The organism is Oleiagrimonas citrea, from assembly GCF_012395255.1.
Classification (GTDB): domain Bacteria; phylum Pseudomonadota; class Gammaproteobacteria; order Xanthomonadales; family Rhodanobacteraceae; genus Oleiagrimonas; species Oleiagrimonas citrea.
The window spans coordinates 153,886-168,552 of record NZ_JAAZQD010000002.1; the positions used below are offsets into that span (position 1 = coordinate 153,886).

The window sequence follows — 14,667 nt, forward strand, 5'->3', positions numbered from 1 at the left end:
GGCGATACAAACCCATTTGCCGCGGGGCGCATCAAAGCTGGCACGATGAACGCCAGTTGCCTACTCCAACCCGCGAGCATGCCCGCAGACGCCACCACCGAGACGTCCGACAGCGACCTGGTGCACGCCGCCGTGCGCGGTGACGCCAGCGCCTTCGAGTCGCTGTATCGGCGTCATGTGCCGCGCATCTACGGCACGGTCCTGCGCCTGTCCGGCTATGACCACGGCCGCGCCGAGGAACTGGTGCAGGAATCCTTCGTCACAGCCTGGCGCAAGCTCGAAGGTTTCCGTCACCAGAGTACCTTCGGCACCTGGATGTATCGCCTGGCCGTGAACACGGCACTAATGGCGCTGCGCTCGCGGGCCGCCAACCCGGTCACCGATCTCGACAGCGACCAACTGCCGGAAACCTGCGAGGAACCCTTCTGCCCCGCCGAACGCGAGGAACTGGAGCGCGCCATCGCGAACCTTCCACCGCGCGCCCGCGCCGTGCTGGTGCTGCACGACGTCGAAGGCTGGCGACACGGCGACATCGCCGAAGAACTCGGCATCGCCAGCGGCACCTCCAAGGCCCAATTGCATCGAGCGCGCGCGCTGCTGCGCGACGCGCTGGGAGATCGACCATGAACGAATTCGAATGGCTGCGCCAGACCCGCGACCTGAACCGAACGCATGCCCCGCAGCGCGACCTGTGGGCCGGCATTGCCGCACAACTCGAACCGCGCGCACCCGCGACGCGCGCACCTCGCGCATGGCTGCCGATGACCGCCGCGGCCGCGATGATCCTGATCGGCCTTTTCCTGGGCACGGCACTGCTGCGCGCGCCGACTTCGCTGTACGACGGCACACACCTGGCCAGCGATCACGGCCAGCGCTGGAAACCGCGTGATCCGCGCCTGGCCGGCGCCGCCATCGAGTTCCAGGCCGCCGACAGTGAAATCCGCCTGGCCTTGCAGCAGGCACCGGATGCCGCCTTCCTGCGCCGCATCCAGCAACGCACCCATGTCCAGCAATGGCGCCTGCAACGCTATACGCAGCGCGCGCCCTGACCGCCATTCCGAAACACAACGCTCCCCGAGGAGGAATCCACCATGAAACGACTGCTCGTACTTCCACTCCTGCTGTTCAGCGCCGTCGCGCTGGCCGGCCAGCCCATCGATCAGACCCGCGACCTCGCCGCCGACGGTCACGTCAAGATCGTCAACGTGAAAGGCTCCATCCAGGTCACCACGTGGGACCGCAACCAGGTGCACGTCGGCGGTACCCTCGGCAAGGGATCACCGGGACTCCAGGTCGAGAAGGACGGCGACACGCTACTGATCAAGGTGAAGACACCCGAAAAATCAGGACTGTTCCACTGGGGCGGCGATGACAACATGGAACCGAGCACGCTCGACGTACAGGTGCCGCGCGGCGCCTCAGTGGCGGTCGATGCCGTCAGCGCGACCACCGACATCCGCGGACTCTCTGGCGGCACGGTCGACGTGAACAGCGTCAGCGGCGATGTGCGCATCGACGCCGACAGCCCGAAGGTCAGCGTGGATGCCGTGAGCGCGCGCGTGGAGCTCTCCGGCGCCATGCAGCAGGCCGACATCCAGACGGTCAGCGGCGACATCATCGCGCCCAAGGTCGCGCAGCGCGGCGACCTTGAGACCGTGTCCGGCGAAATCCGGCTTCACGGTGGCCCGTTCGCGAAGATCTCCATGAACACCGTGTCCGGAGACGTCGAAGTCGACGGTGGTCTGCAGAAGGACGGACACATCGAGGTCGACTCGGTCAGCGGCGACGTCAAGCTGCGCCTTCCGGCCACCCTCTCCGCGCAGATGCGCGTATCGACCTTCAGCGGCGACATCCGCTCGGCCTTCGGTCAGGTGATCGAGAAGGCACACGGTCCCGGCTCCTCGCTCAACAGCCGCATTGGCCAGGGCGACGGCAACATCGATGTGCAGACCTTCAGCGGCGACGTGAAGATCGAGAAGAACGACTGATGGGAACCCGCCCGGAGCGGACGGTGGCGATTACAGATCCTGGTGGTACTGCACGTACGGGATCCGCGACTGATCCGGCTCCGGGCCTTCGACCGGCTTGGGCGCCTGTCCCGAAGACCAGAGATTCTGTGCGCCGAAGCGCAGCTCGCCCTGCCAGGGCAGTCGCCAAGTAACACCCAGATCGATGGTGGCCCAATGGCGCTCGGGACCCATCGACAACGACGCGGCATCGCCGGAGCCCGGCACGGGCTGCAGCATGCGCCCGGTGATGCGACCGCTGAGCGGCCCGCTGTCCACCCCCAGACTGAGCGAACGCTGTCCCAGGGTGTTCACACCGAGCAGATTGCCCGGAAGCAGACGGATCCGACCGACGCTCGCGCCCAGGTCGATGCCGGTCTGACTGCCCAATGCGACGCGACCACGCGCGGCGACATTGGTGCTGCGATCGAGCGACCACAACGGCAGCACGTCCGTCGGCGACTGCGGCAGCACGCGCGGCAGCAACGGCGAGGTGGCAACGCTCGGACGAGTGCTGTTGAACAGCACATCGAAGCGGTAACCACTGCCGCTGTAGCTGGCGCCGATCTCGCCGCTGAGCAAACGCGCCGCGTTCAGGGTGTTGGCATCCGGGCAGCCGATGCCCTCGGCCGGCGTGCAGGTACGCACCGGCTTCGGCGTCAACCAGCTGTGCTGCGCAAGCTGAGCATAGGCCGCCACGTGCGGACCGATGTCATAACGCAGTCCGGAGCTGTACCCCTGACTGACGTCGACGACCCGGAAATCCAGTGCGCCGGGCACGCCTGCCTGCGGTGCATCCGAAGACCCCACCAGCGCCAGCATGCGCCCATCGGCGTCACGCCAGAGCGGCAGCAGCATGTTGCCCTGACTGTCGACACGCTGAAGGCTGCGATAGGCCGCCACATGCTCGGCCGCGGCCTTGGTCGGGGAAACGCCGTCCAGCGTCTGCCCTGCCGCAACCAACGGCACAAGCATCATCAAGCTGGAAAGCATTCTGCGCATCAGCGCCCCCGGATCGTGTCGATATCTTCTGACCACGCGTGAACACGGACGTTCCTCGCGCAGCATCCCTCGCTTTCGATTATACGCATCTTTACCTTTTACTAACAGATGATGAAGATCTCAGTTCATTGGCCTCGAACAGGTGTATCAGGCAATGTGAGACATTGCGCACAATCCCGCCGTATCGCGACATCCGCGTAGATGCCGGTATACACTGCCGAGGCCGATACCTGTCACCCTGTGCTATGACCTCAGCCGCCCAAACCCGCGCTGCCACGCCGGTTCTGTCCGAGGCGAAAGCGCTCCACTTCATGATCGAACGCCTGTTCGACTGTGAAGACGCGCAGGCTGTGGCCGATATCGTCGCGGAGGTCCTGGCGCCAATCGACGGTCTGCATGTCTATTGGCTCGAAGAACCGCTCGAAGCGCTCGAAAAGGCGCCCGAGGACCGCACCCTGCGTTTGGGCCATGACCCGCGGGGACAACGCACCCTGATGGCACGTCTGCCGACGACGCTCGACAGCGACGATCATGCCCAGTTGGCCTGGCTGGCCAAACTGGTCGACGTGCGCCTGCATCAGCAGGCCGAGCTGAGTCACCTGTACGACGCCGTCTCCCGCCTGGCCCAGGCCGAGCGCCTGCAACGCGCGCTGTTCGCCATCGCCAACCAGGCCAGCGCCGTGCACGACATGGACGAGACCATGCACGCCCTGCATGGCATCGTCGGCTCACTGATGTATGCGGAGAATTTCTACATCGCGCTGTACGACAGCCAGCGCGATGCCCTGCGTTTCGCCTACTACGCCGACACCACCGATACCGACCCGCCGCCGCCGGATACCTACCTGTCGATGGACAGCATCCGGGAGAGCGTGACCTGGTATCTGATTCGCGAAGGCCATGCGCTGTACGGCAACCTCGAACAGATCCGTGCGCAGGTCCAGGGCGACCTGCACCCGAGCGGGCCGCCGCCGGTCGACTGGCTGGGCGTACCGCTGCTGCGCGGCAGCGAAGTGGTCGGCGGCCTGGTGGTGCAGAGCTACCACGAACACGCACGCTACACCGAGCAGGACCGCGAACTGCTGGCCTACGTGGCCCAGCACGTCCAGACCGCACTCGAACGTCGCGAAGCACACGCGGATCTGGAGCGGCGCGTTGCCGAACGCACCGAAGCCCTGCGCAACGCCAATCGCGTGCTGCAGCAGCAGGTCATCGAACGCCAGCGCGGCGAGCGCCTGCAGACCGCGCTGTTCCGCATCGCCGAGCTGGCCAACACCACCGACAGTCTCGACGACTTCTACGCCGCCGTGCACCGCGTCGTGGGCGGCCTGCTCTATTCGCGCAACTTCTACATCGCCCTGCTCAGTGACGACGGTCGCAAGCTCGACTTCCCCTATTCGGTGGACGAAATCGACGCCGACCGTCGGCAGCGCTCGCTGGGGCGCGGCCTGACCGAGTACGTGCTGCGCCACGGCGAGGCGCTTCTGGCCGACCGCGCGCGCATGCAGGAGATGACGCAACAACGCGAACTGATTCCCAGCGGCAGCAATGCCTTCTGCTGGCTCGGTGTGCCGCTGATCTGCGAAGAGAAGACTGTCGGCGTGCTGGCCGTGCAGAGCTACACGCCCGAGTACGTCTACAAGAAACCGGACCAGGAACTGCTGACCTTCGTCGGCTACCACATCGCCAACGCTCTGCAGCGCAAGCGCAGCGCGGAATCGCTGAAGAAGGCCTATTCCAGTCTGGAACGCCGCGTCACCGAGCGCACCCGCGCGCTGGCCCTGGCCAACCGCGATCTGCGCGAACAGATTTCCGAACGCGAACGCATCGAACGGCGGCTGAAATACGAAACCCTGCACGACGCGCTGACCGGCCTGCCCAATCGCGCCCTGTTGCTGCAACGCCTGGAACAGGCGCTGCGCCGCTACCACGAGGACGAGAGCAGGCGCTTTGCCGTACTGTTCATCGATCTGGACCGTTTCAAGGTCATCAATGACTCCGTCGGCCATCTGATCGGCGACGACCTGCTGTTCCAGGTCGGCGGCCGCATCCGCACCTGTGTGAAGAGCGACGACATCGTCGCGCGCCTGGGCGGAGACGAGTTCGCCGTGCTGCTGGAAAGCGTGGGCGACGAACCCTCCGTGTTCCGCGTCGCCGAACGCATCATCTCCGAACTGAACAACCCGATCCGCGTCGGCGGCAAGGAAATGTTCACCTCCGCATCCATCGGCATCACGCTCAGCGCTCCGCATTACCGCCGCGCCGAGGAACTGCTGCGCGACGCCGACTCGGCCATGTACAGCGCCAAGGCTTCCGGCCGCCACCGCGCCGCGTGGTTCGACGACCGCCTGCGCCGCAATGCGCTGTCGGTCCTGGAAATCGAGGGCGACCTGCGCCGCGCGATGACGCGCAACGAATTCGAACCGTTCTTCCAGCCCATCGTGCATCTGGATGACGGCCGCATCCTCGGCTACGAGGCATTGATGCGATGGCGCCACCCCGAGCGCGGTCTGCTGCTGCCCGGCGCCTTCCTCACCGTGGCCGAGGACAGCGGATGCATCGAGGCCATCGACTGGCAGATCTTCGAGCAGGTCTTTGCACACGCTCCAACACTGACCCGCGACGGCGCTTTCGTCAGCATCAACGTCTCCGGCCGCCACCTTCGCATGAAGGACATCGACCACCGGCTGCTGTCGCTGCTCGACGAACACGGGGTCGCACCGAAGAACCTGCGCATCGAGGTCACCGAACGCACGCTGCTGGAGAACCCCGAGCAGATCAAGCTGACCCTGGACCGCCTGCGCGACCATGGCATCGCCATCGCACTGGACGACTTCGGAACCGGCTACTCGTCGCTAAGCTATCTGCACCAGTATCCGATCGGCGTGCTGAAGATCGACCGCTCCTTCACGGCGCGCATCGACACCAGCGATGACGCCGACAAGCAGGGCGCGGCGATCTTCCGCGCCATCCAGGCGCTGGCCGACTCGATGCAGATGCAGGTGATCGTCGAGGGCGTGGAGAACGGCGCCCAGCGCGACCTGCTGCTGGAACTCGGTTGCCGCTACGGCCAGGGCTTCCTGTACTCGGGCGCCGAACCGGCCGAGCACTGGCTGTCGCGCGGCGCGACCGGTCTGTCGTGACGCGCTGCCTCAGTGGCTGCGCGTCGACGCCGGCGCGTCCGGCATCTCGCTGAAGACGCGCTCGATGTCCACGCGGTCGTAGCGATACTGCGCCGCGCAGAACTCGCAGGTCACCTCGACCTCGCCATCATTGGCCTGCAGCGCGGCCTCGGCTTCCTCCGTGCCCAGCGCGCGCAGCATCGCCTCCACGCGCTGCGCGGAACAGCTGCAGCCGAACGCCAGCGGGCGCGGCTCGAACACACGCACGTTCTCCTCGTGGTACAGCCGGTACAGCAGCGTCTGCGCGGGCAGTTCCAGCAATTCCTTCTCGCTCAGCGTCGCCGTCAGATGCTGCACGCGATCCCAGCCGTCGGCGTCGCCCTGCACGCCCGTGCCGCCCTCGGCGGGCATGCGCTGCAACAGCAGGCCTGCCGCGCCGTGCTCGCCGACCGCCAGCACCAGATGCGCCGGAAGCTGTTCGGAGCGCATGAAATAATCTTCCAGCGCCGCCCCCAGCCCCGCGCTCTCCAGCGGCACCAGTCCCTGATAGCGGTGGCCGGTCTCGACGTTGCCGATGGTGATCGCCAACGTGGCGCCGGGCAGCGCCGACAAGTCGATGGCCTCATGATCGGCCGCCGCTTCGTCGTGCCGCGCCAGGCCGCGCAGACGGCCGGCATCCGTGCACTCGGTGAACAGCAGGCGCAGATCGCCGCGGCTCTTCAATTCCAGCGAAAGCGCGCCGTCGAACTTGATCTGACCGGTGAGCAGCGCACTGGCGGTCAGACTCTCGCCTAGCAGACGGCGCACGGCCTGCGGGTAGTCGGCGCGACCGGCCACCTCGCTCCAGCTTTCGTTCAGACGCACCAGCACGCCGCGCACACCGGCGCGCTCGAGCAGGAAACGGTGCAGTACATCGCGTTCTTCGGTCACGGCAATTCTCCCAGAGCGCGCATACGTGGGGGCATCTGCGCGGGTTCGCAAGATCGGTATGCCAAGGATAACGGCTCGGCCGGCATTCACATGCGTCCTTTACACTTGGAGCGATGAAATCCGGCAAACGGCCTCTGTGGAAACGACTGCTCCGCGGCGCCCTCTGGGCGTTGCTGATCTGGTTCGTGGTGACCGAGTCGATGGTGCTCGTCCTGCGCTTCGTCCCGCCGTGGACGAGCGCCTTCATGGTCGAGCGCCAGCTCAGCGCCTGGCGTCACGGCGAGAAGGATTTCCACCTGCGTTATCACTGGGTGCCGTGGTCCAAGATCAGCAAGCAGGTGCCGCTGGCGATGGTCGCCTCCGAGGACCAGAAATTTCCCTTCCACCACGGCTTCGACGTGGCCTCGATCCAGAAGGCCATCGACACGGCCGAGGACGGCGGTCGCCTGCGCGGCGCCAGCACCATCAGCCAGCAGACCGCCAAGAACCTGTTCCTGTGGGGTGGACGCAGCTTCTTCCGCAAGGGCCTGGAAGCCTATTTCACCGTCCTGCTCGAAACGACCTGGCCGAAGCGGCGCATCCTCGAGGTGTACGTCAACATCGCCGAACTCGGCAACGGCATCTACGGCGTGGACGCCGCCAGTCACGCCTACTGGCATACCGATCCGTCGCAGCTGAACAGCTACCAGGGCGCACTGCTGGCCGCCGTCCTGCCCAACCCCCGGCGCATGCACGCCGACCGCCCTTCCGCTTACGTGCAGCGGCGTGTGGCATGGATCCAGCAGCAGATGACGCAACTGGGCGGCACCGCCTACGTGACCGAAAAGCATCCCCCGCACCCACGCGCGCAGCCATAGCCCCGTTCGCATGGCAGAATCGACGCCATGACCGAAACCACTCCTCAGTCTACGCTGACCGTCGTGGTGCCCGCCTACAACGAAGGCGACGGACTGCTCGCCTTCCACCAGCGCGTGCGCCCGGTACTCGACTCGCTCGATCTGGATAGCCGCGTGCTGTACGTGGACGACGGAAGCCGCGATGACACCTGGAACATGATTTGCGGCATCGCCGCGGAAGATGCGCGAACCGGCGGCATGCGCCTGTCGCGCAATTTCGGCAAAGAAGCCGCACTGAGCGCAGGACTGGATCACGCCGACGCCGACGCCGTGGTGGTGATCGACGCCGACCTGCAAGACCCGCCGGAACTCATTCCCCAACTGGTCGAGCAATGGCGCGCCGGCTTCGACGTGGTCTACGCCACGCGCAGCGCACGCGAGGGGGAGAGCCGATTCAAGCGCTTCACGGCGGCCGCCTTCTATCGCGTCATGGAGCGGCTTTCCGACACCCCGCTGCCGCGCGACACCGGCGATTTTCGACTGCTTTCGCGACAGGCCGTGCTGGCGCTGCGCGAGCTGCCCGAACGCCAGCGCTTCATGAAAGGGCTGTTCGCCTGGATCGGTTACCGACAGACCGGCGTAACCTATCGTCGCCATCCGCGCCACGAAGGCCAGAGCAAATGGAACTACTGGCGCCTGCTCAACCTGGCCGTGGAAGGCATCACTTCGTTTTCCGTGGCACCCCTGCGCCTGGCGACCTGGATCGGTTTCGGCTCGGCGACGATGGCCTTCGTCTACGGCATCTGGGTGCTGCTGAAGGCCCTGATATGGGGGGATCCAGTACGCGGCTACCCGACGCTGATCCTGGTGATCCTGTTCCTCGGCGGCGTGCAGCTGCTGGCCCTCGGCGTGATCGGCGAATACCTCGGCCGCATGTATGCCGAAAGCAAGCAACGCCCGCTGTATTTCGTGCAGGAACGGCTTCCGACCACAACCGAAACACCGCCCCGCATCGACTCGTGACCCAGACGCCGGGATCGCGCTAGACTCACAGTCGACCGCCACCGGCCGCCACGGGAGCAGCACATGCAGCACGTCAGGCATCTGTTGGAATCGAAGGGCAACCAGGTCTACAGCGTGCAACCGGACACGCCCGTGCTCGACGCCATCAAGCAGATGGCCGAACGCGGCATCGGCGCGCTGCTGGTGCTACGCGGCGATGCCCTGGCCGGCATCGTTTCCGAACGCGACTACGCACGCAAGGTCATCCTTCGCGGCCGCGCCTCGTCCAGTACGTCGGTCAGCGAGATCATGAGCGCCAACGTCCTCACCATTGGCCCCGATGCCAGCGTCGAGGAGTGCATGCGCCTGTGCACCGACAGCCGGGTGCGCCACCTGCCGGTAATCGAGAACGGCCGCATCGTCGGCGTGGTATCGATCGGCGATCTGGTGAAAGCGGTGATCGACGATCAGGCGCAGGAAATCGAGCACCTGCAGCGCTACATCGTCAGCTGATCCAGCGCCGCAGGGAACAGGAACGGTGCATCAGGCGATGCGGTCGCGATGCGCGGCCTCGTCGGGTTCATCGCCAGCCGTACGCCCCGCGCGGAAACCGACCCAGACCGCAATGGCCGAGACGCCCGCGCTGATGGCGGCCAGTCCGCCCAAGGCCACGGCAGCGTCGCGCAGGAGATTGATGCCGCTGGTCACCACCAGATCGCCGAACCGCCACACGGCGGTCTCGACGAAGTTCTTGCCCTTGTAGCGGGTTTCCCGGGCGCTGCGCGTGTACAGCGCGTCGCTGGCCGGCTTGAGCATCCCGTACTGCGTGCCGCGCACGACCACCTGCAGCACCAGCACCAGCGAAATACCGGCACCCCAGAGCTCGATCCTCGAACCGAGGATCGCAACGAGCACCAGCAAGGAAAAATTGACCACGGCGGGAATCACGATGCCCCATGTCATGCCGAGGCGCTGCAGAACCCAGCGCGTCACGCTCACCTGCATCAGCACGCCAAGCGAATTGATCGCGAAATCCAGGTGCGCGTACATCTCTGTGCGCGCCGCATCGCTGACATAGTGCGCCTTGGCGTAATCGGCGACGAGCGCGTACGCGACCGTGCCGATGCCGTCGTTAAGCAGCATCAGCAGCGCCATGTAGCGCAGGAACGGCTGCGTGAACACGTATTTGACGCCCGCCAGCAGTGAGCCGCCGATCGCGGCCGCCGACGTCGGCGCGGCCTGCTCCGCCTCGGCCGACACCACCAGCAGCAACAGCATCGACAGACCGAGAAGCAGGGCCGAAATCAGCAGCAACGGCGCCACGCCGACCAGGTTCACCATCAGCGACGTGATCAATGGGCCGGCGATCGCTCCCGCCATGCCGCCCAGTGCAATCAGCGAAAACAGCCGTCGCGCCTGCTGGCTGGACCAGATGTCCGCCATCAGACTCCAGAACAGCGACACCACGAACAGATTGAACACGCTGCCCCAGACGAAGAACACCGTGCCCAGCAGCCGCGCTCCAATTTGATCCTGAAACATGAAGGCCGGCACGAAGGCCAGTTGGCAGACGATGAAGAAGCTGAAGCTCCACAACATCAGCTGCCTCCGCGGGAAGCGCACGACCAGCCAGCCGATCAGCGGCGTCAGCAGCAGCGTGGCGACGAAGGTGGCGCCGTAGAACAGCGGCAACGAGATCGAACCCACCGCACCGCTGAGCTGGTCGCGCACCGGACGGATGATGTAGTAGGCGGTGAGAATCAGGAAGAAGCATGTCGCGGAAAGCAGCAGCGGCCGCACTTCACTGGCATCTCGAATATCGGGGCGTTCCATGGTCACGGCCCGCGCATCACGTGGTGTGCGCGTCCTCGTCCTCGTCGGAGAAAGTAGTCAGGTGTTGCAGAAGCGGCGGCAGCGGGCAATGCAGCGCGGCGCAGATCACGCGCAGCAACTCGGCCTCGGCCACGTTGACGTGGTCGTCCTCGGCCACGGCCAGAGTCAGACCGCGCACCACCAGTTGCTTGTCCAGCGGACGGATGCGGTCCAGGCGTTCCAACGCACGATCCATCGCCGCCTGCCAGTTGCCCGGCACCGCGAAGTCCGCACGCGCATTGGGCAGCGCCTCGTGCATGGCGCGCGCCCAGGCACGCCGGGCCGCGTCGCCGTCATCATGTCCATGATGCGCCACGACGGCGCACAGGACCGCGTAATCAGCCTCGACCTGGCGCAGCCGCCGCGCGCCGGGCACGAAGCCACGGGACGGATCCAGCGCGTCGGTCAGCATCAACCGCAGCAACTTGACCAGGCAATACTCGTGCAGGCTGATCCGCTGATCGGCATGAATGATGATGTCCAGCGTGTGCAGCAGCTGCGTCAGACGCGGACGCGGCTGCCGCTTGAGCTGCGGAAACGCCAGTGCCACCAGCGGCAAATGCAGCATCGGATGCAGAATCGAAAGGGCTGGCAACAGGGCTTCCACGCCCTCTGCAGCATCGCTGCCAAAACCGCTATCGACCTGCAGCAGTTGCGCGTCACGCACGCGCGGGTCGTCGGATACGGCCAGCGCCAACACCAGATCCAGCGCACCGGAGGCGTCGTGCGCCGCACGCGCCAGCGTATCCGGCAACTGCCGCTGCAGGTGTCCGGCAGCATGCACATCCTGCATCCCCGGCCGGCCGACACGCGCACTGACCGCTTCCGCCTGCACCGGCATCGGGCGATCGGTACGCGGCATGGCTGTTTCCGCTACCGCCGCCGCGCCCCCTGTCGAGAACGTCGGCATAAAGCCGGAGATGGATGCCGAGGCATCCTCGCCGTGACGCGCACGCTGCGGCTGCAGCCAGGCCCGCGCCAGCTGTTCGATTTCCTTCTCGTCGTAGGGTACGCCGAGCGCGCGAATGCGTTCGGGCAAGGGTGGATGGGTCGCGAACAGGCTGGAAAAGCGCCCCGGCTCGCCGAACAGCATGTGTGCGACTTCCTGGCTGTTCGCCGCCTGCAGCTGCGAGCCTTCGGCCATTGCCGCGATCTTCTTCAGGGCGCCGGCGATACCTCGCGTCTGGCGCGTGAATTGCACCGCCGAGGCATCGGCCAGCGATTCGCGCGAGCGCGCCACCGCAGCCTGGATCAAGCGGCCGAAGAAGAACCCGATATACCCCACCAGCAGCAACGCCAGACCGATCAGGGCGACATAAGCGGTATTGCCTTTGCGCGTGCGCACGCGTCCGCCGGAGTACATCAGGATGCGACCGACGATGCCGATCACCAGGATGCCGAACAGCAGGCCCATCAGCCGAATGTTCAGACGCATGTCGCCGTTCAACACATGGCTGAATTCATGTGCGATCACGCCCTGCAACTCGTCGCGGGTCAGCCGATCCAGGCATCCCTGCGTCACGCATACGGCCGCATCCGACGGCGTGTACCCGGCCGCGAAGGCATTGATTCCCGGTTCGGATTCGAGCACGAAGATATCCGGCACCGGCACCGACGAAGCGATGGCGATCTCCTCGATGACATTGCGCAACTTGCGCCAGGCCGGATTGGTCGTGTCCGGCGAAACCGCCGTGGCACCCATGCTTCGCGCCACGGCTGCACCGCCACCGCGCAGACTGAGCGTGCGCGCCAGCGAAGCCATGCCGATCAGCGCCAGCACACCGAAACTGATCAGCGCCATCGATCCCAGGTCCACGCCCAGACCGTTCTCGGTCGCACGACCGTAACCGACCACCACCAGAACGACCACGTCCACCGCCGCGACCACGGCTAGCACCGCCAGCACGAACAGTACGACCAGCCAACGGCTGCTGCGACGCACCCGTGCCTGTTGCGCGAAGAAATCCACGGAGGCTAGTTCTGCGCGAAGGTCGGCGGAAAACGCGCCGCACGCATCAGGCGAACGACACCTGCGGCGCCTGCTTGGCGGCGGGATCCTCGAGCTTCAGGGGCTCGGCCGGCTTGAAGCCGAAATTGCCGGCGATCAGGGTGTTCGGGAATACTTCGCGGCGGTTGTTGTAGGTCATCACCGCGTCGTTGTAGGCCTGACGCGCGAACGCGATGCGGTTCTCGGTCGAGGTCAGCTCCTCGGACAGCTGCATCATGTTCTGGTTGGCCTTCAGATCCGGATAGGCTTCGGACAGGGCGAACAGGCGACCGAGTGTCTGGGTCAGCATGTTCTCGGCGCCGGAAAGCTTTTTCATCGCCTCCGGGTCGCCGGGGTTGGCCTTGGCGCCGGCCAGACCGGACATCGCGCCATTGCGGGCCTGGATGACCGCCTCCAGCGTCTCACGCTCGTGCTTGAGATAGCCCTTCGCGGTCTCGACCAGATTCGGAATCAGGTCGTGACGGCGGGTGAGCTGCACGTCGATCTGCGCAAAGGCGTTCTTGTAGCCGTTGCGGGCGCGCACTAGGCCGTTGTAGATGCCGACCAGGTACACCACAATCAGCACCGCGATGATCAAGAGAATGATGCCAGTCATCGGTCCTTTCCCACCCTGCGCAATGCAGTGAGCAACACGAAGCAGCATAGCATGACCGCCCGCTCGATCCTTCACTTTCTGGCGCCCTGCGCAGCCCTGCTCGCAGCACTGGCATGCCCGCCCGCCAACGCCCGCGCAACCGTGCGCGACCCCGTTCACAACCAACGCGTGACGCCCGCGCAATTGCGACATGCACTGAAGGCCTACGACCGCTGGTTGATCCAGCTGGAAGAACATCGCGACACCGCCGGCATGGCGACGGCCGTCATCGCCGACGGTCATGTTGCCTATGAACGCACCCTTGGCTACGCCGATGCGCGTGCGGGCATCCGGGTCACGCCGAACACCGTTTTTCGTATCGCTTCGCTTTCCAAGGCATTCGCGTCCGCGTTGACCGGCCTGCTGGTGGACAACGGCAGCCTTCGCTGGGATACACGCCTGACGGACGTGCTGCCGTTTTTCGACCTCAACAACGATGATGCGACCCAGCAGGCGACCGTTGGCGACATCCTCGGCCAGCGTCTGGGCCTGCCACGCAACACCTACGACCTGCTGCTGGAAGCGAACGAGCCGTACCCGAAACTTGCGCGCGAACTGGATCAGGTTCACCTGCGCTGCCAGGTCGGCACCTGCTACAGCTATCAGAACGTCGCCTTCAGCCTGATCGGAGACGTGATCCACGCCCGCACCGGCGACTTCTATGGTCACGAAGTCGAGCGGCGACTGTTTCTTCCTCTGGGCATGACCACCGCGACCTACGGACTGCAAGGATTGGAGAACAGCGCCAGTTGGGCGCGACCGCATCGCCGCACACGCGCTGGGTGGCGGCCCTTCACGCCGAGGGAAGCCTATTACCGCGTCGCGCCGGCCGCCGGCGTCAACGCGAGCTTGCGCGACATGGAACAGTGGCTGATCGCGCAGATGGGCGGTCGCCCGGACGTGCTGCCCGCCGCCCTGCTGCGCACCCTGCACACGCCGGGCATCGCGACGCCCAGTGAATTGCATGCCACACCATGGCGACGCGCTCGACTTGACGACGCACACTACGCGCTCGGCTGGCGTATCTACGATTACGCCGGGCAGCGGCTGATCTTCCATGCCGGCGCCGTCAATGGCTATCGCGCCATGATCGGATTCCTGCCCGCGCAGAAGGTCGGCATCGTGATGCTGTGGAATGCCGGCACTTCGCGTCCCGCGGGACTGTTCCCCATGTTCTTGGATCAACTGCTGGGCCTGCAGCCACGCGACTGGGCCAACCTCGAGCGACGCCGGCATACTCGCCGCTGAGCCCATG

The 14,667-nt window shown here is 65.6% G+C and carries 13 protein-coding genes; 8 read left to right on the plus strand and 5 right to left on the minus strand.

All coding sequences use genetic code 11. From position 1 onward, the window contains the following. Positions 1–78 precede the first annotated feature (78 nt). The 3 genes from HF690_RS04650 to HF690_RS04660 are packed head-to-tail and all read left to right on the plus strand — an operon-like array spanning position 79 to position 1,988. Positions 79–627, plus strand: a complete 549-nt coding sequence (locus HF690_RS04650) for an RNA polymerase sigma factor (protein WP_113064405.1) — start codon at positions 79–81, stop codon at positions 625–627. Then, positions 624–1,049 carry a hypothetical protein gene (locus HF690_RS04655; protein WP_168608628.1) on the plus strand — a complete coding sequence of 142 codons (426 nt, stop codon included), beginning with the start codon at positions 624–626 and terminating at the stop codon, positions 1,047–1,049. The genes HF690_RS04650 and HF690_RS04655 overlap by 4 nt, the downstream gene beginning before the upstream one ends. A 42-nt stretch (positions 1,050–1,091) precedes the next feature. Continuing rightward, the gene (locus tag HF690_RS04660; protein WP_168608629.1) at positions 1,092–1,988 is read left to right on the plus strand and encodes a DUF4097 family beta strand repeat-containing protein; all 897 of its coding nucleotides are present in this window, start codon (positions 1,092–1,094) and stop codon (positions 1,986–1,988) included. 30 nt (positions 1,989–2,018) lie between these two features. On the opposite strand, the gene HF690_RS04665 is transcribed toward HF690_RS04660, so the two are convergent. Further along, a complete protein-coding gene (locus tag HF690_RS04665; RefSeq protein WP_113064578.1) occupies positions 2,019–3,008 on the minus strand; it encodes a hypothetical protein in 990 nt (329 codons plus the stop codon). Positions 3,009–3,319: 311 nt separating this feature from the next. Between HF690_RS04665 and HF690_RS04670 the strand changes: the two genes are divergently transcribed. Continuing rightward, the gene (locus HF690_RS04670) at positions 3,320–6,151 is read left to right on the plus strand and encodes a bifunctional diguanylate cyclase/phosphodiesterase (protein ID WP_338042875.1); all 2,832 of its coding nucleotides are present in this window, start codon (positions 3,320–3,322) and stop codon (positions 6,149–6,151) included. A gap of 9 nt (positions 6,152–6,160) precedes the next feature. Here HF690_RS04670 and hslO read toward each other — a convergent pair whose 3' ends face one another. Further along, a complete protein-coding gene (gene hslO / locus HF690_RS04675) occupies positions 6,161–7,060 on the minus strand; it encodes an Hsp33 family molecular chaperone HslO (RefSeq protein WP_168608631.1) in 900 nt (299 codons plus the stop codon). A 113-nt stretch (positions 7,061–7,173) separates the two neighbouring features. On the opposite strand from hslO, the gene mtgA reads away from it, so the two are divergent. The 3 genes from mtgA (at position 7,174) to HF690_RS04690 (ending at position 9,411) form a co-directional block, all read left to right on the plus strand. Continuing rightward, the gene (gene mtgA / locus HF690_RS04680; RefSeq protein WP_113064400.1) at positions 7,174–7,917 is read left to right on the plus strand and encodes a monofunctional biosynthetic peptidoglycan transglycosylase; all 744 of its coding nucleotides are present in this window, start codon (positions 7,174–7,176) and stop codon (positions 7,915–7,917) included. A gap of 27 nt (positions 7,918–7,944) precedes the next feature. After that, positions 7,945–8,919 carry a glycosyltransferase family 2 protein gene (locus HF690_RS04685; RefSeq protein ID WP_168608632.1) on the plus strand — a complete coding sequence of 325 codons (975 nt, stop codon included), beginning with the start codon at positions 7,945–7,947 and terminating at the stop codon, positions 8,917–8,919. Between the two features lie 63 nt (positions 8,920–8,982). Next, positions 8,983–9,411 carry a CBS domain-containing protein gene (locus tag HF690_RS04690; protein WP_168608633.1) on the plus strand — a complete coding sequence of 143 codons (429 nt, stop codon included), beginning with the start codon at positions 8,983–8,985 and terminating at the stop codon, positions 9,409–9,411. Between the two features lie 30 nt (positions 9,412–9,441). Here HF690_RS04690 and HF690_RS04695 read toward each other — a convergent pair whose 3' ends face one another. Genes HF690_RS04695 through HF690_RS04705 form a run of 3 tightly spaced genes read right to left on the minus strand, consistent with a single transcriptional unit; the run spans position 9,442 to position 13,373 of the window. Further along, on the minus strand, positions 9,442–10,731 hold the full coding sequence (locus HF690_RS04695; RefSeq protein ID WP_193568416.1) for an NTP/NDP exchange transporter: 1,290 nt from the start codon (positions 10,729–10,731) through the stop codon (positions 9,442–9,444). 16 nt (positions 10,732–10,747) lie between these two features. After that, positions 10,748–12,739, minus strand: a complete 1,992-nt coding sequence (locus HF690_RS04700) for a M48 family metallopeptidase (RefSeq protein WP_113064397.1) — start codon at positions 12,737–12,739, stop codon at positions 10,748–10,750. Positions 12,740–12,785: 46 nt separating this feature from the next. Continuing rightward, positions 12,786–13,373 (minus strand): LemA family protein, encoded by a 588-nt coding sequence (locus tag HF690_RS04705; protein WP_113064396.1) that lies wholly within the window; start codon positions 13,371–13,373, stop codon positions 12,786–12,788. 51 nt (positions 13,374–13,424) lie between these two features. Between HF690_RS04705 and HF690_RS04710 the strand changes: the two genes are divergently transcribed. Beyond that, the gene (locus tag HF690_RS04710) at positions 13,425–14,660 is read left to right on the plus strand and encodes a serine hydrolase domain-containing protein (protein WP_113064576.1); all 1,236 of its coding nucleotides are present in this window, start codon (positions 13,425–13,427) and stop codon (positions 14,658–14,660) included. Positions 14,661–14,667: the final 7 nt, after the last annotated feature.